Annotated in this window: 19 protein-coding genes and 2 pseudogenes; 6 read left to right on the forward strand and 15 right to left on the reverse strand. The window is 34.6% G+C overall.

All coding sequences use genetic code 11. The features are described 5' to 3' along the window. The 3 genes from ACUXEY_RS25395 to ACUXEY_RS25405 form a co-directional block, all read left to right on the forward strand. Nucleotides 1-180 (forward strand): hypothetical protein (locus ACUXEY_RS25395; protein ID WP_461301888.1); only part of this gene is annotated, 180 nt, incomplete at its 5' end. A gap of 647 nt (nt 181-827) precedes the next feature. After that, a complete protein-coding gene (locus ACUXEY_RS25400) occupies nt 828-1,250 on the forward strand; it encodes a DUF1801 domain-containing protein (RefSeq protein ID WP_461301862.1) in 423 nt (140 codons plus the stop codon). A gap of 165 nt (nt 1,251-1,415) precedes the next feature. Continuing rightward, on the forward strand, nt 1,416-1,745 hold the full coding sequence (locus ACUXEY_RS25405) for a YkvA family protein (protein ID WP_166705456.1): 330 nt from the start codon (nt 1,416-1,418) through the stop codon (nt 1,743-1,745). A gap of 60 nt (nt 1,746-1,805) precedes the next feature. On the opposite strand, the gene tdcB is transcribed toward ACUXEY_RS25405, so the two are convergent. The 8 genes and pseudogenes from tdcB to ACUXEY_RS25445 form a co-directional block, all read right to left on the reverse strand. Further along, nucleotides 1,806-2,807, reverse strand: coding sequence for a bifunctional threonine ammonia-lyase/L-serine ammonia-lyase TdcB (gene tdcB / locus ACUXEY_RS25410; RefSeq protein WP_166705455.1), 1,002 nt, complete (start codon nt 2,805-2,807; stop codon nt 1,806-1,808). 86 nt (nt 2,808-2,893) lie between these two features. Continuing rightward, nucleotides 2,894-4,477 (reverse strand): aminotransferase class V-fold PLP-dependent enzyme, encoded by a 1,584-nt coding sequence (locus ACUXEY_RS25415; RefSeq protein ID WP_429601340.1) that lies wholly within the window; start codon nt 4,475-4,477, stop codon nt 2,894-2,896. A gap of 69 nt (nt 4,478-4,546) precedes the next feature. Continuing rightward, a complete protein-coding gene (plsY, locus tag ACUXEY_RS25420; RefSeq protein ID WP_044791822.1) occupies nt 4,547-5,095 on the reverse strand; it encodes a glycerol-3-phosphate 1-O-acyltransferase PlsY in 549 nt (182 codons plus the stop codon). A gap of 132 nt (nt 5,096-5,227) precedes the next feature. Beyond that, nucleotides 5,228-6,127 (reverse strand): BadF/BadG/BcrA/BcrD ATPase family protein, encoded by a 900-nt coding sequence (locus tag ACUXEY_RS25425; RefSeq protein ID WP_461301863.1) that lies wholly within the window; start codon nt 6,125-6,127, stop codon nt 5,228-5,230. Nucleotides 6,128-6,145: 18 nt separating this feature from the next. Continuing rightward, the gene (anmK, locus tag ACUXEY_RS25430; RefSeq protein WP_461301864.1) at nt 6,146-7,294 is read right to left on the reverse strand and encodes an anhydro-N-acetylmuramic acid kinase AnmK; all 1,149 of its coding nucleotides are present in this window, start codon (nt 7,292-7,294) and stop codon (nt 6,146-6,148) included. Nucleotides 7,295-7,319: 25 nt separating this feature from the next. Further along, a pseudogene (locus ACUXEY_RS25435) lies at nt 7,320-7,583 on the reverse strand (hypothetical protein); the annotation flags it as partial. Nucleotides 7,584-7,661: 78 nt separating this feature from the next. After that, complete coding sequence (locus tag ACUXEY_RS25440) at nt 7,662-8,945, reverse strand: PTS sugar transporter subunit IIC (protein ID WP_048524829.1); 1,284 nt, start codon at nt 8,943-8,945, stop codon at nt 7,662-7,664. 11 nt (nt 8,946-8,956) lie between these two features. Further along, nucleotides 8,957-9,262, reverse strand: a complete 306-nt coding sequence (locus ACUXEY_RS25445; RefSeq protein ID WP_461301865.1) for a PTS sugar transporter subunit IIB — start codon at nt 9,260-9,262, stop codon at nt 8,957-8,959. Between the two features lie 226 nt (nt 9,263-9,488). Between ACUXEY_RS25445 and ACUXEY_RS25450 the strand changes: the two genes are divergently transcribed. Further along, entirely contained in the window at nt 9,489-11,042 is a 1,554-nt protein-coding gene (locus tag ACUXEY_RS25450; protein WP_461301866.1) for a glycoside hydrolase family 10 protein, read from the forward strand. A gap of 55 nt (nt 11,043-11,097) precedes the next feature. Here ACUXEY_RS25450 and ACUXEY_RS25455 read toward each other — a convergent pair whose 3' ends face one another. From ACUXEY_RS25455 to ACUXEY_RS25465, 3 genes are all read right to left on the reverse strand, one after another. Further along, nucleotides 11,098-11,931, reverse strand: coding sequence for a DUF3974 domain-containing protein (locus tag ACUXEY_RS25455; RefSeq protein WP_461301867.1), 834 nt, complete (start codon nt 11,929-11,931; stop codon nt 11,098-11,100). Between the two features lie 24 nt (nt 11,932-11,955). Next, the gene (locus ACUXEY_RS25460; protein ID WP_000137396.1) at nt 11,956-13,068 is read right to left on the reverse strand and encodes a toxic anion resistance protein; all 1,113 of its coding nucleotides are present in this window, start codon (nt 13,066-13,068) and stop codon (nt 11,956-11,958) included. A gap of 314 nt (nt 13,069-13,382) precedes the next feature. Then, nucleotides 13,383-13,976, reverse strand: coding sequence for an O-methyltransferase (locus tag ACUXEY_RS25465; protein ID WP_461301868.1), 594 nt, complete (start codon nt 13,974-13,976; stop codon nt 13,383-13,385). A gap of 303 nt (nt 13,977-14,279) precedes the next feature. Between ACUXEY_RS25465 and ACUXEY_RS25470 the strand changes: the two genes are divergently transcribed. Next, nucleotides 14,280-14,438 (forward strand): hypothetical protein, encoded by a 159-nt coding sequence (locus ACUXEY_RS25470; RefSeq protein ID WP_001100983.1) that lies wholly within the window; start codon nt 14,280-14,282, stop codon nt 14,436-14,438. A 43-nt stretch (nt 14,439-14,481) separates the two neighbouring features. On the opposite strand, the gene ACUXEY_RS25475 is transcribed toward ACUXEY_RS25470, so the two are convergent. The 3 genes from ACUXEY_RS25475 to ACUXEY_RS25485 all read right to left on the reverse strand — a co-directional run bounded on the left by ACUXEY_RS25475 (nt 14,482) and on the right by ACUXEY_RS25485 (nt 17,030). Then, entirely contained in the window at nt 14,482-15,345 is an 864-nt protein-coding gene (locus ACUXEY_RS25475; protein WP_461301869.1) for a sigma-70 family RNA polymerase sigma factor, read from the reverse strand. After that, nucleotides 15,323-16,633 (reverse strand): phytoene desaturase family protein, encoded by a 1,311-nt coding sequence (locus tag ACUXEY_RS25480; RefSeq protein ID WP_461301870.1) that lies wholly within the window; start codon nt 16,631-16,633, stop codon nt 15,323-15,325. The genes ACUXEY_RS25475 and ACUXEY_RS25480 overlap by 23 nt, the downstream gene beginning before the upstream one ends. Before the next feature lie 91 nt (nt 16,634-16,724). Then, a complete protein-coding gene (locus ACUXEY_RS25485; protein WP_166705444.1) occupies nt 16,725-17,030 on the reverse strand; it encodes a luciferase domain-containing protein in 306 nt (101 codons plus the stop codon). 229 nt (nt 17,031-17,259) lie between these two features. Between ACUXEY_RS25485 and ACUXEY_RS25490 the strand changes: the two genes are divergently transcribed. After that, nucleotides 17,260-17,892 carry a cupin domain-containing protein gene (locus ACUXEY_RS25490; protein ID WP_461301871.1) on the forward strand — a complete coding sequence of 211 codons (633 nt, stop codon included), beginning with the start codon at nt 17,260-17,262 and terminating at the stop codon, nt 17,890-17,892. A gap of 586 nt (nt 17,893-18,478) precedes the next feature. On the opposite strand, the pseudogene bclB reads toward ACUXEY_RS25490, so the two are convergent. Continuing rightward, nucleotides 18,479-19,153, reverse strand: a pseudogene (gene bclB, locus ACUXEY_RS25495) (collagen-like exosporium glycoprotein BclB); the annotation flags it as partial. Nucleotides 19,154-19,258: the final 105 nt, after the last annotated feature.

Genomic DNA, 19,258 nt, shown 5'->3' on the forward strand with positions numbered 1-19,258 from the left:
ATGCAAGCTTACCTCACCGCTGCTTGTCAAAACATGAAAAAAATAGCCCTCCATCTAACCAAAAAGGGGTTAGTGGTGGGCTATTTTCTAAATTCAATGATTTTATATTGTTTTCTTTCACTAAAATCAAAAAAGATTCCGGAGTGTTGGGAACCCCTTCAGGGTTTCCCAACACTCTGAAAAAGGAGCTCTCTATATCAAGAGAGCTCCTTTTCTTATTTCTTCTTTTTTTCTGTTGGTTGGCTTTGTTTAGCGAAATTAGATGAATCATCGAAATTCGGTTGCTTTTTACCAGCATTATTACTTCTACCTTTTCCCATATGTAATGCACCTCCCCTCACGCTTACTATTCCCAAAAACAAAATCCTCTTGCATACAAGGGATTTTCTATTGGGCTCTTATTCATAATGACCAACTGTGGCCTTAGTTCCTCCAGCACTTCTAGCCCCTACCACATTGGATGCTCTTGAACATGAATTAGTCATGTATACTATGCGTCATCCCTTATTTTTTATTGCTTTTTAAGGTTTAGGTCTTGATAACGAATGGCTAGAATACGGGAACTATACGAAAAGATTAGAGAAACACTGAATAATTCGAATAAAATACCGAAACTAATTGTAACTAAAGATATGAAGGAACAACTGCAAATAGGGTTTGTGCAATCATTACAAAACAAAGAGGAAATATTGATGTCATAGGATAGTTTACGACATGTACATTAACATATTACAAAAACTATGTATTGTACAGATACATTTGGTTAGAATACTGAGTTTAAGTTTTATGTTAAGATAAATTTATTCAGAGAATAGGTGGGTGTATATATGAATGAGCCTAAGATGAAAGAAACTGAAAATAGTGTAATTGAATTTATTGAAAGTGTGGAAAATGAGAAGAAAAAGGCAGATGCCTATCAGTTATTAGAAATTTTTGAAGAAGTAACTGGTTACGATGCAAAAATGTGGGGTCCTAGTATTATAGGCTTTGGTAGCTATCACTATAAGTATGCATCAGGACGTGAAGGCGATGCGCCTTTAGTCGGTTTTTCACCAAGAAAAGCGAAAATTAGTCTTTATTTGACCTATGAAAGTGAGGAAAGAGAAAAACTATTAGAAAGCTTTGGTAAACACACAAAAAGTAAGGCTTGCATTTATGTTAATAAACTAGCTAATATCGACATCGATGTTTTAAAGAATTTAATCAAACTTACAGTGGAAACATATCAGAATCTTTATCCTAATGAATAAGGTGGTTGCGTGAATTTAAGTAACTTTGATCAGTCTATTATTTTGAACAGGTAATTCCCTATTTTTATGGAAATATAAAATAAGAAAAACAATAAAATTGATTATTTCCTCACTTCTTTGTCTATCCTTTTAAAAAATCTATGTTTTTGTAAAAGGAGTATTTATATGGAGAAACAGACACTTTGGAAAAAATTCAAAAAAAGCTCAGCAAACCTCGGGAAATCAAGCGTATATGAAAGTATTATTTTATACTACACAATGAGAAAAAAAGGGTTACCTACTAAAGCGAAATTCATCATATTAGCCGCTTTATCTTATTACGTATTAACAATAGACTTCATTCCAGATATAGCTGCTATTATTGGGATTGGCTTATTAGATGATGTTTTAGCAATCGCTATAGCGCATAAATTTGTAATGCGCCATGCAGATGCTGAAATTCGAGAAAAGAGTAAAATAAAAATGGAGTCATTATTTACTTCAGCTCAGGCATAATTAAAAAGAGCTAAGATCAATCCTCTTAGCTCCTCATTCTTAACACTATTTTTAAAAATACTATTTCACTTCATTAGCTACAAAGAATTGCTCACAAACACTGGAAATGCGCTGCAAGTCTACGTTTCCACCAGATATAACCGCGACTACTTTTTTCCCTTTAATATATGGATCCACTTTCCCCGCAAGTAGAGCAGCAGTAGCTAATGCGCCAGCCCCTTCTACAACAGCTTTACCACGTTGTAATAAGTCTTTCATCGCTACTTCTAATTCACCTTCTGATACCGTTACAATATCATCTACTAATTCTTTTACTACTTCAAAAGTTAAATCGCCAGGTATTTTAACTGCGCAGCCGTCTGCTATTGTAGGTGCCTCATAATGTTCTACAATTGTACCTTTGTCATAAGATGCCTTCATCCCATGAACATTGTCTGCTTGGACACCAATTATATTAATGGATGGATTAAAAGATTTTAATGCAACAGCAATACCAGAAATAATTCCACCTCCACCAATTGGTACAATGACAGTATCAACATCCCACATATCATCAAGAATATCTAATCCTATTGTACCTTGACCAGCCATTACTTCTACATCGTCATATGGATGTAAGTATGTTTCACCTGTTTCCTTAATAATCTCCTCACATTTTGCCTTCGCATCATCAAAAGTTTCACCATATAAAATCACTTCTGATCCATATCCTCTAGTTGCTTCAACTTTCGCCTGAGGTGCAGAAATTGGCATAACAATTTTACTCTTAATACTAAGTAAATGAGCTGATAAAGCAATTCCTTGTGCATGATTACCAGCGGAACAAGCAATTACTCCTCTCTCTTTTTCCTGAACTGTTAGCTGTGACATTTTATTAAATGCACCACGAAATTTAAAAGAACCCGTTAATTGCATATTTTCTAATTTCAAGTGAATTTCTCCGCCTGTTTTACTAGTCAAATAAAATGATTTTACTAATGGCGTTTTACGAGCATTTCTGTCTATAATGGTTTGAGCTTTTTTAATATCCTCTATTTGTAACGGTAGTTTTTTAGTTATCATACTAACACCTCTTCCAATGATCTATTCCTAAGTTTTCGTATGTAGCAACTCCTTTATACGAAACCATCAATATTAAGAAAAAGTCTTTATATATGTACCTCACTCTGTAATACAAACATTTGTAAACAATTTAACATCCTCTTCATATCACGTTCTTTGTAATGATTCAGGCATGCGATTTGGATCCAGTTATTCTTTTGTAAATACGCTGATTCATAATGGACGATATATCCTTGTAACGCTAACGCATCACCTACCGATTTAGAAGAAAGATCTTTATTTAATTGAATGGTAAGTATAATTGGCGCAGCATGTTCTTTAGGTGAAACAAGTTTTAAACTCATAGTAGTAATAGCTTGTTCAATATATGCATACGTCTCTTTTATTTTTTCAAATACTTCTTCATCTTCAAATCTCTTCAACGCTTCTTGCAATGCATAAATTAAATTCCATGAATGAGAATATGGAATACTTTCATTTTCTTCGTACATGCCAATGTCCATATAGGCCGGTAAAGTCTCGTTTACTTTCACATTATGACTATAAAAAACGAAAGATAAACCAGTAAACGATTTAATTGCCTTTCCACTAACACCGCTCGCAAAATATACATCCTTTAAATCTATCGGTATTGCTCCAATTGAACTAATACAATCTACACATAGTTTCACTTTATACTTTTTACATAAAACATTTAACTCGTCTAACTCATTTAACATACCAGTTGATGTTTCATGGTGAACAAACCAAAGCCATTCATAATTTCCAGTTTCCATTATTTGTTCTAATTCGGTATAAATAAATGGTTCTCCCATTTCTTTTTTATACGTATCAAAATGTAATTGCGCGCGCGCTGCTTGTCCAACTAATCTATTACCGAATTCCCCATTTGTTAATACTAGCCCTTTTCCTTTTAAAGAACGTAACTGTAAAGCAATAGCATCATTTGCTAACGTCCCTGTTCCTAACATAATTTGCACACGTTTCGCTTTTGTCATTTGCAGTAAACGTTTTTTCACATTTTCCATCGTCACTTGAAATGACTTAGAACGATGCGAAATAGGCTTAACAGAAAATGCTTTTTGAATATTGTCTTCAATATCTACTGGACCAGGTAAAAACGTATATTCTTTCGTCATAATACCCCCAACACTCGATGCTTCAAACATAGCAGGGGTAACATACATTGGCTGGAAGGCTGCTTCTTCTGTACCAACTAACGAATGGAAAGATTTGAATCCCATTTGCTCATATAAAGGTAGTTCACGTGTTGTTGCAGAAATGAGTGCTAATTCATATCCATTTAGAAGCAAATAACGATGTAAAAAGCGAATTAAACCTAATAACGCTCTTCCATTTCGATATTCACGTTCTACTGAAAGTAAACGAATTTCATATACGTTTTCTCCATGTTCTTGCAAATAAAAATCTAAATTTGAAATTTTATTATCTAATGAGAATGGTCGTTTCCCTCGCAACGCAACCATACCTACTAACTTATCGTCATCTAAACAAATTAAATATGTATTTTCATCATGAAAACGATCAATACGAACACGCTCTTTCGTTTCTTCATGTTGCGGAATTTCTTCTACAAATGTTTTGTAATTCAATTTATGTATACGTTCAAATTCCCAAGCTTGATCAGCAACTTTATAAATTAACCCCATGCCTAATCTCCTTTATGTATTTAATAAAAATAATAAGTGGAGCTTAACTCCACTTATTAAAAATTCATTTCATTCCCGATTTACATATAAAATAAGTACAATGATAAGAGCACTTAAAATAGTCGTAACAATAGAGTAAGAATACAAAATCATGCACACTGGCAAACAAGCGATTGTAATTAACCCTGGCTTAGTAAACCCTTTAAAGATTAAATAAAATATAACGAAAACAACAACAAGAGTAAGCGCTATCAAATAATCAAATGCGATTAATCCTCCAATAAAAGTTGATATGCCTTTTCCGCCCTTGCCTTTAAATACAATTGGATAAATATGTCCAAGTAAAACAGCCAGTAAAGCTAACATTACAAATGTAGAATCTCCAAAAAGGTATTTTGCAATAGAAACTACGATTGCCCCTTTAATTGCATCACCTAAAAATGTAGCGATGAAATATCCTTTTCCATATACACGCCCCATATTTCTTGCGCCAGGATTACCGCTTCCTTCATCCCGAATATCAACGTTATGTCTCCATTTCGTTACTATATAAGCGGTCAATATGTTTCCAAATAAATAAGAAGCGACCAAATACAAAAACTGCATACTATTAATCATGTAATCATTCACTTTCTATATGGGAATACATATACAATATTCAAGAACTATGTATATTGTACTTTTTTATCTACATCCCTTCATACATTTTAACATCATATATTTACAAATCATACAAAAATTCTCATGCAGTTATATTTTAAAATATTTATTCTTCATTAAATAATATGTTCCTTTCACTGCTAGTTCTGATTGTGGTACAAATGTAACGTCTCCCATACTTTTCTCACAGCATCTCTTAAATTCAGCATATATTTCAGGAACGAAACGCAAAATGCTGCCACTTACTGCAATTGAAGTTGTTACATCAAACTGCATTTTATTATAAATATTCACCGTAATTCTCGTTAATTCCTTAGCCGCTTGCACTATAATTTCATGTGCATCATCATTCCCATTTCTCGCTTCCTCAATAATGAATGGTGCAATTGCAGCCACTTTATCTTTTGAAGAACTATATACTAGTCTTTTTATATGAGACGACGTCAAAAGTTGAAACTCATCTTGAATCCTTATGCTTAATGGACAAAGTATAACTCCTTGATCAAATTGATTTGCCATTCTCTTTAAACCTTGTAACGCAATCCAATACCCACTTCCTTCATCACCTAGAATATGCCCCCATCCACCGCTATACTCGTACACTTCTCCTTTCTTTCCAATACAAATCGCGCCTGTACCGCCAATTGTTAAAATTCCATCTTTCCCTTTTAAAGTAGCTGCATGTGCGATCATTGCGTCATTAAATACTTCAATTGGTGTTCCGTACTTCTTTTTTAAAGGTAATGTAAATTCATTCGTATTTGCTCCACTTACACCAGCCAATCCTAAACAAATACAAACGCAATGCTCATTTAATAAACCTTTCTGGCATTCATCGATAGCTTCCATAATATGCACAAGAGCTTCTTCAAAATCTATTAATATATTCCCAAAACCACTTGTAGCTCTTACAAGTTCATTTCCGTCTTTATCAAATGCAATTGCTTCTGTCTTCGTTCCCCCGCCGTCTACTCCAATCATATATTTCATATATTCGCCTCATTCATTTCAAATTGGAGGGAATGTTATATTCCCTAGAACTACAGATTGCTTTGCACCTGTTGCGCTCGGCACATTGCTCGGATTACGATGATGCGTTTCGTTTGCTAAAATCGCAAAGGCGATTGCTTCCTTCGCTTCTGAAGAATAGCCTATATCTTCTTGAAGGAATAATGCACATTTTTCTTCTTTCAATCCATATCGTATCATTTCTACAAGTGTATCATTATAACTTCCGCCACCACCTAGAATTACGTCATCGATTTCATAATACGGCAAAATAAACTCCTTATAATGATAAACAATTGAACTTGCTGTAAACATTGTGACAGTCGTCAATATATTTTCTTTACTATGCTTTTCAAACTGCTTCAATAACTCACTGACAAATTCTTCTCCAAACTGTTCTCTACCAGTTGATTTCGGTGGATTCATTTTCAAAAATGGATGGTTCATACAAAATGTCAAAATTTTTTCTACAACTACACCCTGTTTTGCAATCTTACCATTTTGATCATATGGCAACTGGAATAACCTTTGACATACTTCATCAATTATCATATTCCCTGGACCTGTATCAAATGCTATAACGCTCTTCTCACTTCGTTCACTTGGTATAACAGTAACATTACCAATCCCGCCAATATTTTGTAGTAGTCTATTTTTAGTTTGGTGACGATACAAAATAATCTCTGAATATGGTACAAGTGGTGCACCTTGTCCCCCTGCTGCCATATCCATCGTTCGAAAATTAGAAATAACCGTCGTATTCGTTTCATACGCTATAACTGCCGGTTCTCCAATTTGCAATGTGGAAGGAATCATACTTCCATCTTGCTGTGGCTGATGATAAATCGTTTGTCCGTGAGAACCAATTAAATCTAATTGTCCCAAAGGAAAATTGGCCTCTTTACAAACTTCCTTTACAGCGTTTGCGAAACGTAAACCGAGTTTAAAATTTAAACTGCATATGAGTTGGACATTTGAATTTTCTATTGATAATGCCTGCTGGATCTCATTTTTCATATCATTACAAAATGGCACAGTAGTAAAATGGATGAGTTCAACTTTAGAATCTACACCGCTCCCTTCTATATGAACGAGCGCTACATCTATTCCGTCTAACGAAGTACCGGACATTATCCCTGCAATATACATAACATGCATGACCTCCCATTACTAAAAAAACAATGATGTAAGTTACAAACGTACAACCGACCGAAAATAATATAAATCTAAAAAACAACTGCGTTTTTGATGCAAACGATCCATCAATAAAAGAAACAACTACTGTAAGCAAAACACTTGCCGCAATGCTTGTAACGAGCCATATACTATGCATTTGTGATAGATTTAGCATTCTTAATAAAGGTACAAAAAGAAAATTTGAACATATTACTCCAAATAGTAATAAAAATACACCTTTATAACTAAATTTTATATTCATTCCAATTCATCCTCTCTGAACTTCATGTAAAAGAAGTGATAGACAGAATGCCTATCACTCATAAATACAGTATGAAGCTTACGAATTAACAGATTCTCCGTCTCCATTCTTTTCAATTTCAAGCATATTTTTGTCGTACATTTTAAAGAATGGTAGATAAATAAGGAATGATATTGCTATATTTATTAACACTAATACAACTGCACGCCAATCTCCTCCTGTAGCTAAATATGCACCAATCGGAGCTGGCAAGGTCCACGGTGGCATAATATGCGTTGGCGTTACAAATCCCATTGCAGTTGCAGAATAAGCTATAGTAGCTGTTACTAATGGTGTAATAACAAATGGAATAATTAAGATTGGATTCAGGACAATTGGTAAACCGAATATAACCGGTTCATTAATATTAAAAATGCCGGGCACAATACAAGTTCTCGATAGTGCTTTCGAATATTTTGACCGGCCAAATACAATCATAGCTAACACAAGTCCTAACGTTGCTCCCGAGCCACCAATCCAAATAAACCATTGATAAAACGGCTCTGGTGCAATGAATGGAAAATGACTCGCCCCACTTGCTACAGCTTCACCGTTCTTCCCTAAATACACATCCCAAAGCGGCCTTGCGACAGTACCTACAACAGATACACCGTGTATCCCGAAAGACCAGAAAAATGTAATTAAAAATACAGGGATGATAACACCAAAGTAACTATCACCGGCTTTAACTAACGGTGCTGCTAATTTATCCACAACGTAATGTACATCCACTTTAAAAACAACCGTAATAAGACTCATAATTATAATAACGAAAGCCGCAGGTATAAGTGCTTCAAACGAACGCGCTACTGATGGTGGTACTTGTTCTGGCATTTTGATCGTTACGTTTTTCTTCTTACAAAACCTTAAAATCTCTACTGATAAAATAGAAACAATCATCGTCACAAATAATCCATGACCTCCGAGATTTGTCATCGGAAGCATAAACCCTTTTTTATCAATCAATTCAGGCGTTAATGTTAATAGTAATGAACATACTGCAAGCTGTGCTCCTGATAAAGCATCTAGCTTATAACTTTTCGCTAAATTATATCCTATTCCAAATGCTATATATAAAGACATAATAAACATCGTTAAACGATATGGTATTAATATACTCGTTTGATTTTTTAATGCCCAAACAGATATGAAACTATCTTTCGGTAACGGTGGAAATGCTACGATTAAAAAGAAACTTCCTACAATAATAAATGGTAACGCCGAAATAACTCCATCACGAATTGCTTGTAAATGCCTCTGTTCAGAAAGCCTTGCCATCGGTCCAGATAAATTTTTATCAAGAAACGTGACAAACTTATTCATAACACTTCCCCCTAACTAATTAAATCATTTACAGTTTTTAATAAAGTGGGTCCACCAAGCGGTGTGTATGCTTGTGGCGGTATAATACCGCACGGGATAGATTCCTCTTCTGCAAATTTTTTAACAGAGTCAAATCGATGTCTTACTTGAGGTGCAACCATTACAACATCCCAGCCATTCTTTACTTCTTCTTCCACCTCACTTGTTCCAATCGCATGCACTTCCATGTTTACACCTTTTTTCTCCGCCTCTTTTTTTAAAGCGTTTACAATAATTGCACTGGACATCCCTCCAGAACAAACGAATAAAACCTTCATTTATTAATCCTCCTATACTTATAAATTATCCCCTTCGGATGAAAGGAAGTTTCACTTTATTAACAAGCATATGAAGAAGTGAAAGAATTTAGTTATACTGAAAGTAAATTTCAGTAAAAATATTTTTCCTATTAAATTAATGTTTCAATATTTATTTTTCTCAATTGTAAGGCCAACCTCGCCTCAGATATTATATTAGTTAACGATATAATAGGGAGGCGTATAAATGATCGTTAAACGTATATTAATGATATGTTGTATCGTCATCTTTTTTATTCCTTTCATGTCCCCTCACTCTACTTACGCTGAAGTAAGTACTACTTACAAAAAACATGAATTACGTGCTGTATGGATTGCATCTGTTCTTAATATTGATTGGCCCTCAAAAACTGGCTTACCTATCGAAAATCAAAAACAAGAGTTTATTAGATTATTAGACGATGTAAAAAACACTGGTATGAATGCAGTAGTTGTACAAATAAAACCAACCGCTGATGCTTTTTATCCTTCCAATTACGGTCCTTGGTCTGAATACATTACAGGTACACAAGGAAAAGATCCTGGTTATGATCCACTCGCATTTATGATTGAAGAAGCACATAAAAGAAATATAGAATTCCACGCATGGATTAATCCGTACCGAATAACGATGAATCACACTGATATAAATCGATTAGCGGATAATCACCCTGCAAAACAGCATCCCGATTGGGTTGTACCTTATGGAGGAAAGTTATATTACAACCCTGGCATTCCAGAAGTAAAAAAATTTATAACTGAAGGTGCTTTAGAAATTGTACAAAATTACGATGTAGATGCATTGCATATGGATGATTATTTTTATCCATATAAAGTGGCGGGTGAACAATTCCCCGATCAAAAAACGTACGAAACATATAATAACGGTAGATTTACAAATATAGAGGATTGGCGACGTGACAATGTAAATGAACTTGTAAGAGATTTAAATACTGCTATAAAACAAGAAAAGTCATACGTAAAGTTTGGCATAAGCCCTTTCGGCGTATGGCGAAATATAGCTGACGATCCAACTGGATCTAACACAACTGCAGGTCAAAGAAACTATGATGATCTTTATGCTGATACACGTGAATGGATACAAAAAGGCTATATCGATTACATTACACCGCAAATATATTGGAATATTGGTTTCACACCAGCTGCATATGACATATTAGTAGACTGGTGGGTAAAAGAAACAAATAATAAACCGATTCACCTATACATCGGTCAGGCGGCCTATAAAATTAATAATAATTCTGTCCCCGCTTGGTCTGATCCGGAAGAATATCCAAGACAAATTGCATTAAACTGGTTATATCCAGAAATAAAAGGTAGTATGCATTTTAGCTTAAAAGATATTAATAACAATCCACTTGGAGTTAAAGATAGACTCGTAAAAGACGTATATAAACATCCTGCATTAATCCCGCCTATGCCTTGGCTTGATCATGAACCACCAAAACCACCGACTTTAAAAGGAGCCATTCCAAGAGAGGAAGGTATTGCTGTAGGTATCATTGATGATAGAGAGAATGACTCTGCTTATTACGCCATTTACCGTGTGAATGGAAAAAATGAAGTGGATATACAAAATCCAAAAAATTTACTTACTACTGTAAGAAAAACAAAACTTGGAGAAATTTATGTAGATAAAACAGCTATTTCTGGAGAAACGTATACGTATGTAGTAACTGCAGTTGATCGATTGCATAATGAAAGTGTTGCATCTAGTCATACAACCGTTAAAGCAAAATAACATCTAATAAAAAAGCGCCTTACAAGCTAAGAACTATAGCTTTAAGGCGCTTTTATTATTTATTCTTAAACTTCTCAGTTGCTGCTCTCATCTTCACATTCAAATCGTGATCAATGGAATCACGAATATCTCGCTCGACTACTTCCATTTCTTTTTGGAAATTTTGCAAGTAGATTTTTAACTCTTCTTCTTTTTCTGGTCGTTGTGAAGGGGGTAATTGTACGACTAACGACAGCATCGCCGTTAAATCTTTCATTAAAAACGTTTCAAGTTTATGTTGTTGTTCAAACATACGCTGCTCCTGATAATACGGCAAGGCATTTAATACTGAAATTGTAATATCATCAACCGTGCGTTGTAATGAAGGATTTATTGAGCGTTTATACGCTTGAATTGTATTTAATGCATCTGGATATCGATCATAAAAATACAATTTATAAAACGATAAGTCTGTCGGTTTTACTGTTTGCTGCGTTTCTTGTCTTAAAAATTCTTTTACTTTCATCGCCGCTACATCAATATCTTCATTTGTAAGTTTTTTCGTTGTTTTTGCCATTACATGTACTTTTTTCTGTTTTTCTTTCGGTAACATTGAGAATACTTGCTCTCTCGTACGTTGACCCGATGTACAGAAAAGAGTGTTTAATGTATGTTGTTCTTTCTTTCCTTCCGTACGAACCCAGCGATAAAAGAGTGGATGTTGTGTAAATTCTTGTAGAAATGGTAATGATTTATTCGATAACTTATCTAAAGAATCATGTGCTCTTTTATATGGCTTCGCCCATGAAAAATACAGTTTACGTCCGAAATATACAACTAAAACAACGACAGTAAATGCGATTAAAAGCAATGTACCCAATAGTACTAATACGGTTTGAATGAAACTCATTTTTTCACCTCCTCTAAAAGTCTGCTATTTTCTTGGGCGCTGAATGAGTTTTTGTTTCATTTCATCATTAAATGTGTCTAGTTCAATAACAAACTTCTTACTTGACTCGATAATACGTTCTGACGATTTCTCAGAAGCTTCAATTGCAGCGAATACGTTTTGGAATGACTCGCGTAATTTATCCATGCTTATTGCAGGATTTTCAAGAAGTTTTGTTGTTTCTTCTGTATTTTGTTTTAATGCTTGAGAATTGCTTAATACCATTGATTCAATTGCTTCATTTGTTGCATTCACTGCATCAATTGTTTTACGTTGATTCGTTAATGCTAACTGGATAGCAGCAGAAACTGTTACAACGTTTTGCGTCATCGTAATTGCATTACGAATTGCCTCTGTTAGCTTTTCATTATTTTTCTTAATAATGTCTACAGATGCGATGGATTGTAATAACACACTTTTCGCTTGCTGCATATTACGCGTACGCACTAAAATCTTTTCTAAAGCATCATTAATTAATGGAATATCTCTTTGACGTTCTGGATTTTGTTTCTCAGCTTCCAGCATGCCAGCAAGTTTTTTCCCTAAGTATACTTGCTTATCAAGCGCGTGAATTTTATCGTGCGATTGCTCTTTAAGCATTTCAAGTCCTACTGTATCTTCTTGTAAGTTGTCACGACCAATTAAAAGGGATCTTATAATCTCCTCAATTTGCTTATCTATAGATTGATATTTATGCACGTATGTTTCAAGTGGGTTTTTCTTGAATACTTTAAACATAATTTTTTTCATACCACTTGCTTTAAGTGAATTCGGATCAAGCTCTGATACCACTTTGCGTAATTCTAACAATGTATTTGGAATTTCTTCGTTCTTTCCATTCATCATCGCTGTGACAGGACGTTTTAATGCTGACAACGTTTGTCCTGCTGCTTGTTGCTCTTTATCCCCTAAATCTCCTAGTTGAGACAATACTTTTGATAAATCTGTATTTTGCTCGCTATTTAACTTTTGTACATAAAGATCCGCTTCTTTATTCAGTTCCTCTAATTCCGCATCTTTTATAACTGTATCAACGACTACTTCTACATTATTATCTTTCACAATCGATACAGGTTCTTTTTTCTCGAGTTCAGTCAACAAAATCGCTCCTTTATTTATATGTGCGAATTTATATGCACTATATTTCATCTATTATATCGTATTTCATATACATTCTGATTGCTTGAAATCGATTTATTTAGAAATGCCTGTTTATGCAGTCATTCCCTGTTTCTTACTATAAGTATACCTGTTCTCAGTATAATTTTCCTCAGACTTAAGACCTAGAGAACAACATGCTGAAGGCGGATTCTTCGTATGTTACGTATAAAAACTATGTTCTTCCTATCCTACTGTACTGAATCTTTTGACATACACCCTTTTTCAATGTGATAATTATATTACGCTCTATCTTATTTCTTCTTACGCGCTACAAATGCTCCATTTTGAAATGCCAGTAATACCGTTTCAAACATTTCATCTTCTTCAATCATTTTTCTAAACTCGGCTAATTCACTTGCATGAGAAGTTGCATTGTCAACAACAAGAATACCTTTTGGTTGTAAAATGCGCTTTATATGCTCAAGCCACCACATGTATTGCGTACGCTCTGAATCTAGGAAAATAAAATCAAATGAATGATCTAGCTGCGCATCTAAAAATGCCCCTGCTTCTTGATTATGAACATCAATCCTTTGCAACAGGTTTGCCTTTTCAAAATTAACAAGTGCCTCTCCAACTCGTTCTGAAGAAAGCTCTACAGTTGTTACATTTCCATTTGTTTCTTCTACCGCGTTAGCTAACCACAATGTAGAATAACCATTAGAAGTTCCAATTTCTAAAATGTTTTTTGCGCTACACCCTTTTGCTAAAATTGATAAAAACTGCCCCATCTCACGAGAAATATTCCGTAATTTTTCTTCCCGTGTTTTTTTATTTCGATCATGCTCTTCTCCATATTGTTCAAGTTGAAATAATAATGAATCTAACGTATCCATTCTTTTCATCGCCTTTCTAAAGCAATATGATGAAAAAGCTCTTGTTGCCCGTCTACTTTCATTATATGCGAAACGAAAACCTTTTTCTCGTTATATGACAAAGATTTAATTTTTTTTATAGCATATTGTTTCGTTTTTTGGTAAAGTTAATTTCTACGTGCAATTATTCCATTCATACTATTTTTAATTCAATTGCAGTTATTAAATCATATAAACCCCAATTAAATGAATCGGTATTTCAAATTCAATTAAGCGCCCTTTCCGGACGCATTTTCTTTTGTTTATATATTTCTAGAAGAAAGGATGCTTACAATGAACGTGATTAGCTTAGATGCTGCTCGAAAGCGAAAACAGCATAAAAAATTAATGATTACTATACCGATTATTTCACGTATTTATGAAGAAGACGGGGAAATTAAATTTGAAGTAGCAGGCGAAAAAGATGTACCTCTTGAAATGTTAGAGAAATAATAAAAAAGACGCACTTCTAAAGAAATGCGTCTTTTTTATACTATTACACATTTAAGTGTATAAGTTTTTCAGGATTAACCATCATATAAATGTTTGCGATTTTTTCATTCTCAAATGTAAATGAAAGCACATAAGTCACTTTATTTTTCACTTTAACAATAACACCAGGGGCGCCATTTACTATCTTATACTCAACATTGTACACTGGCGGGAACTTCTTCCCAATTCCAAAGAATAAACGTATAATTCTATCTGCAGAGTAAATTGGATGAATTGCAGTTGTAACTTTACCCCCACCATCTGCTTTCAATATCGCATCTGTTTTTAATACTTCTAACATGCCTTGCGCATCCCCACACTGTAATGATGATACAAACTTTTCAACATAAGCAGCCATTTTTTTCGTACTTAACTTTGACTGCTTCGGCTTATCTAAAATACTTTTTCGTGCACGTTGAAAGATTTTTCGGCAATTCACACTACTCTTATCTACAATTGATGCGATTTCTTCGTAGTCATAACTGAAAATCTCTCTTAATATGAAAACAACCCTCTCTACCTCAGTCAGTTGTTGTAAAAGTAATAAATATGCCGTAGAAATTGATTCTTTCATTACAAATGACTCTGATGGGTCATCAGTCTCTTCCACAAATGGTTCTGGTAACCACATTCCGACATATACGTTCCGTTTATGTGCTGCTGAACGTAATTTATCAATTGAACGATTTGTTACCATTTTACATAAATATGCTTTCATATTTTCTATAGATTGAACGTCCTCTATATTATTTAGCGAGATAAAAACGTCATGAACGATATCCTCAGCATCCATAACACTCCCAAGGATTCTGTATGCTAATGAAAATAATAATGGTTGGTACGTTTCATATAACTGCTCCGTTTCCATGATGTACTGCCCCACTTTCGAATTGCTTTAAAATGTGTAACGCTGCACGTTTTCCGCTTGCTACTGCAGCATCAGCTAATATTTCATCATGCCCTGCCCAATCTCCTGCTACATAAACACCTGGCATTTCATGTATATTAGGCCCAGGATTTTCAACACGGTTAATATGAGGAAAATCATGTACTACTGTTATTTTCGGTAAATATTGCTTTGCAACTACTTCCGTTTCCCAATTCGGATGTAACAATTCCATCGTATTTTCTAACTGCTCTTTATCATCTTGAATTTGATTCAGCTTTAGTACAGGGTTATGATACTTAATTAGACTCACTGCAATTGATCCATTTTCACTTAATTTAGCTGCTCTCGATTGATTTGTGAAAAATATAGGTTGATCTAGCCCCAATGCAAAATGATGCAAAGGGTTCGTCAATTGTTTTAAACCAATATCTAATGCTGCTACGGTCACTTGTATAGATTGTTCACACCATTTTTGCAAACTTGTTCCCTCTGCACCTTTTATAATTTTACAAGCCTCTTTCGGCGGAGTTGTTACAATGACTGCACCTGCTTCAAATACTTCATCGTCAAAACATTGTATTCTTTGTTTCCCTTCACAATGCTCTATTTTCAACACATGCTTTTTAGCTAGAAATTGCACACCACTATCACTCGCTATATTCCTTAAATTTGTTATTATCGTCTCCCACCCCCCATCTACATAAAGTACTCCTTCTTTCATAGAAAGCTGTATTTGCTTTAGTACAGAAGATGCTAATTGTATTGTAGGAGCATACGTATATGTTGTCGTTCGGCATAATGCATAAAATATATTCCGAACCATTGGATCTTTAATTTCCTTTTCCGCCCATGTAGTTAGACTCATTTTGGGAACTTTTCCTACATCTAAATTCCCTAAAAAAATCATTAGACGAGAGAACTGTACTTTTGCAGACCATGAAAGTAACGGTGTTGATAAAATAGAGCGAAAATCTGTTGGGATGGTAAAAATATCCCCTTTCCATATACCATGTGCTTTTGTAGATGGAATTCCACCTGGAAGATTTATACCGAGCTCATTAAAAGTTATCAACGCTTCTCCACCTCTATATAAAGCATGTGCGCCAAGATTCATACAAATGCCATTTTTATTTATAGTCATCCCTCGACCACCGAAGTGACCTGACTTTTCTAATACAATAACTTTCTTTCCAGCTTTCGCTAAATATATAGATGCTGTTAATCCAGCAAGCCCACCACCAACAATAGCTACATCAAAATTTTTCATAATAAAATCCCTCCTTATCCGTTCTACATACAAGACGAACGATTAAGGAGGGATGTGACATAAAAATTTTTTATTACTCTACTTTATTTCATTACTTTTTTATTCGGTCATATTGCATACGGAATAGCTCAATTGCAAATGGAATATCCTCTTCACTCTTTATATAATAACTTATCCAACCTGATTCAGGTAATACATGATGTGGTTTCACCAATCCTTGGTTCACTAATTCATCTCGCTTTAACTTTAGAAATGGTAAATCAACTAACTTATCACCATGCAGATGACCAAGTTCCTTCTTACCATAATTTATTTCAATGCCACCAAATCGATGCGGTTTTTCAGAAACACCCGCCCAGCTGAGCACTTCATTTCTAATCATTTCACTAAATGACATGGACATTCACTCCTTATAAATGATTGATGTAATTTTAAAGTAACACTTTCATTACTTTTTTCCATCAATCCAAAGTATGAACGGGAATACGAATATAGTTTAATCTTAATACCTTATTCTTTATGGAATAAGCGAATTTATTAAGCTACCGACAACTGCACAAAATAAAGACTAGACACATACCCTAATTTTGTAACCTAACTTACTTATAGAAAGGCGGGTAATACAAATGACTTCTAATATCGACTACACTTCCCCCTCAACTAATTTCACTCATGATTTAAGTGAAAGTAATTTTTTTCAGAAAGATGCGCAAAATTATATAAACGTACTTGGCATGAAACAATTAAATACGTTAGAAAATACTTCTTTATTAGATATCTATTTAAGTACAGGAAATGTTATAGAGCCACATATTCATCAAAATGCAGCTGAACTTGTTTACTGTATTTCAGGATCTGCTATTGTTTCTTTACTAAATCCTTTTACTAATCAAATATTAAACTTACCGATAAAACCAGGGCAAGTTGCCAACATCCCACAAGCGTGGTGGCATTATGAAATTGCTACAGCAGATGGCACTCATTTATTAGCTATTTTCGACGCCCCAACCCCAGAAGTTATTTTTGGTTCTGATATTTTAAGATTAACTCCCGCTAATATTATGGCTCATACTTACTGTCTCGATGAACAACAATGGAAACAAGCGGTATCCCCTATTCAATCCACTACAGTAATTGGTCCTCCTGCAAACTGTAATCAAAACCGCGAAATAAAAAGCCAGCCAACTCTGCCTCCTACTCAACAACAAAATCTATACTATCATGATTCTTATTATTTCCCTCTTTATTGGGGATATTGATTTATATCAAAAATAAATAACTATTTATCTCCTCGGAAAATACCTAGGAGATTTTTTATCGTAACAATTAATAGAGTACATACATATACTATTTATATATTTAATTGGAGGTGATAGTACTATGAGTAATTATAACTACCGAAAAAACTACTCCTATAATAAAAATAGTAGTTCATCAACATCCTCTCAGTCTTCCAATTCTCAATCTTCCAATTCCCAATCGCAAAGAGATTTAGCCAATCAAGGCTATGTAAAGAAAAAAGGATGTAACTGTAATAAAAACAAATAGTTTATTTCTAATTTGAGAAATGAAATTTCACTAATCACGATAAACCATTTACTTGACTAGTATAGGTTAATGGATGAATTCTATTTTTAATAGAATTCATCTTTTTTTGCTTATGAGAAATTTTTAATGATATAACTTATTCCAGAAGCTATAAAGTGTAAATCATAAATCACAATTTTTTTGAGTGAATTTTTAATTGATTACTTCTTCCCCCAAAAAAATACAGTCCTTCCTAATAAAATTAGGAAGGACTGTATACAAATCAATGTTTAAATTTCAACTAAATAGTGTAACGAATTAGACGATATTTAAACCTGCACTTACAAATCCAGCAACTGCAGCTATTGGACTAGCTGCTGTTAATGAAACATATACCAGTATTTTATCCCCAGCAACTACTGGAACATTATAAGCTTGGATTCCTGTTGCTGTAGTACCAATTGCTATTGCTGGTAATGTTAGTGTTAATAATAGAGGTGGCGCTACTGGTGTAAACGTATTACTTGCAGCAGGTGCGATGAATATTTGCAGCTGAATTTGAACAGGTGCTAATGGAGCTAATGCCGCTGTTGCACTAAAGAATCCTGCTAACGACGTGATAATCCCATCACGTGGTGCTACAAATGCATAATCACCTACAATACCTGGCAGTATTGTGAGTTCTCCTCCAACTCCTGGAGCTATGCCAGGTTGACTAAATCCAAATCCAAGGAGGGTTCCTGTATTAGCTAATACCGCGTTAGCTAATACAGCTGGTGTTGTACCTGAAGCAAACGGAATAATAGCTCCGCCACCAGTTGCACCAGTTGCTCCTGTTAATCCTGTTGCTCCCGTTGCTCCTGTTGGACCTGTGTCTCCCGTTGGACCTGTTGGACCTGTTGGGCCTGTTGCTCCTGTATCTCCCGTCGGACCTGTTGCTCCTGTCGCTCCCGCTAGACCTGTGTCTCCTGTTGGACCTGATTGACTGCTTAGATTAAACACCTAAACTTAAGAGTTTATTTTATTTTTCCACGTTTATCTCTTAGGTCCAAAAGCACATTTTAATTTGTATGTAATAACTAAGCATTAGCATATAAA

The organism is Bacillus sp. F9_6S_D1_P_5 (genome assembly GCF_054823925.1).

What these genes read in the sequence shown, in the direction of transcription:
- ACUXEY_RS25400 (WP_461301862.1), top strand. Translation starts at nt 828, where the DNA reads ATGAATGAGCCTAAGATGAAAGAAACTGAAAATAGTGTAATTGAATTT.
- ACUXEY_RS25405 (WP_166705456.1), top strand. Translation starts at nt 1,416, where the DNA reads ATGGAGAAACAGACACTTTGGAAAAAATTCAAAAAAAGCTCAGCAAAC.
- tdcB (WP_166705455.1), bottom strand. Translation starts at nt 2,807, where the DNA reads ATGATAACTAAAAAACTACCGTTACAAATAGAGGATATTAAAAAAGCT.
- ACUXEY_RS25415 (WP_429601340.1), bottom strand. Translation starts at nt 4,477, where the DNA reads ATGGGGTTAATTTATAAAGTTGCTGATCAAGCTTGGGAATTTGAACGT.
- plsY (WP_044791822.1), bottom strand. Translation starts at nt 5,095, where the DNA reads ATGATTAATAGTATGCAGTTTTTGTATTTGGTCGCTTCTTATTTATTT.
- ACUXEY_RS25425 (WP_461301863.1), bottom strand. Translation starts at nt 6,127, where the DNA reads ATGAAATATATGATTGGAGTAGACGGCGGGGGAACGAAGACAGAAGCA.
- anmK (WP_461301864.1), bottom strand. Translation starts at nt 7,294, where the DNA reads ATGTATATTGCAGGGATAATGTCCGGTACTTCGTTAGACGGAATAGAT.
- ACUXEY_RS25440 (WP_048524829.1), bottom strand. Translation starts at nt 8,945, where the DNA reads ATGAATAAGTTTGTCACGTTTCTTGATAAAAATTTATCTGGACCGATG.
- ACUXEY_RS25445 (WP_461301865.1), bottom strand. Translation starts at nt 9,262, where the DNA reads ATGAAGGTTTTATTCGTTTGTTCTGGAGGGATGTCCAGTGCAATTATT.
- ACUXEY_RS25450 (WP_461301866.1), top strand. Translation starts at nt 9,489, where the DNA reads ATGATCGTTAAACGTATATTAATGATATGTTGTATCGTCATCTTTTTT.
- ACUXEY_RS25455 (WP_461301867.1), bottom strand. Translation starts at nt 11,931, where the DNA reads ATGAGTTTCATTCAAACCGTATTAGTACTATTGGGTACATTGCTTTTA.
- ACUXEY_RS25465 (WP_461301868.1), bottom strand. Translation starts at nt 13,976, where the DNA reads ATGAAAAGAATGGATACGTTAGATTCATTATTATTTCAACTTGAACAA.
- ACUXEY_RS25470 (WP_001100983.1), top strand. Translation starts at nt 14,280, where the DNA reads ATGAACGTGATTAGCTTAGATGCTGCTCGAAAGCGAAAACAGCATAAA.
- ACUXEY_RS25475 (WP_461301869.1), bottom strand. Translation starts at nt 15,345, where the DNA reads ATGGAAACGGAGCAGTTATATGAAACGTACCAACCATTATTATTTTCA.
- ACUXEY_RS25480 (WP_461301870.1), bottom strand. Translation starts at nt 16,633, where the DNA reads ATGAAAAATTTTGATGTAGCTATTGTTGGTGGTGGGCTTGCTGGATTA.
- ACUXEY_RS25485 (WP_166705444.1), bottom strand. Translation starts at nt 17,030, where the DNA reads ATGTCATTTAGTGAAATGATTAGAAATGAAGTGCTCAGCTGGGCGGGT.
- ACUXEY_RS25490 (WP_461301871.1), top strand. Translation starts at nt 17,260, where the DNA reads ATGACTTCTAATATCGACTACACTTCCCCCTCAACTAATTTCACTCAT.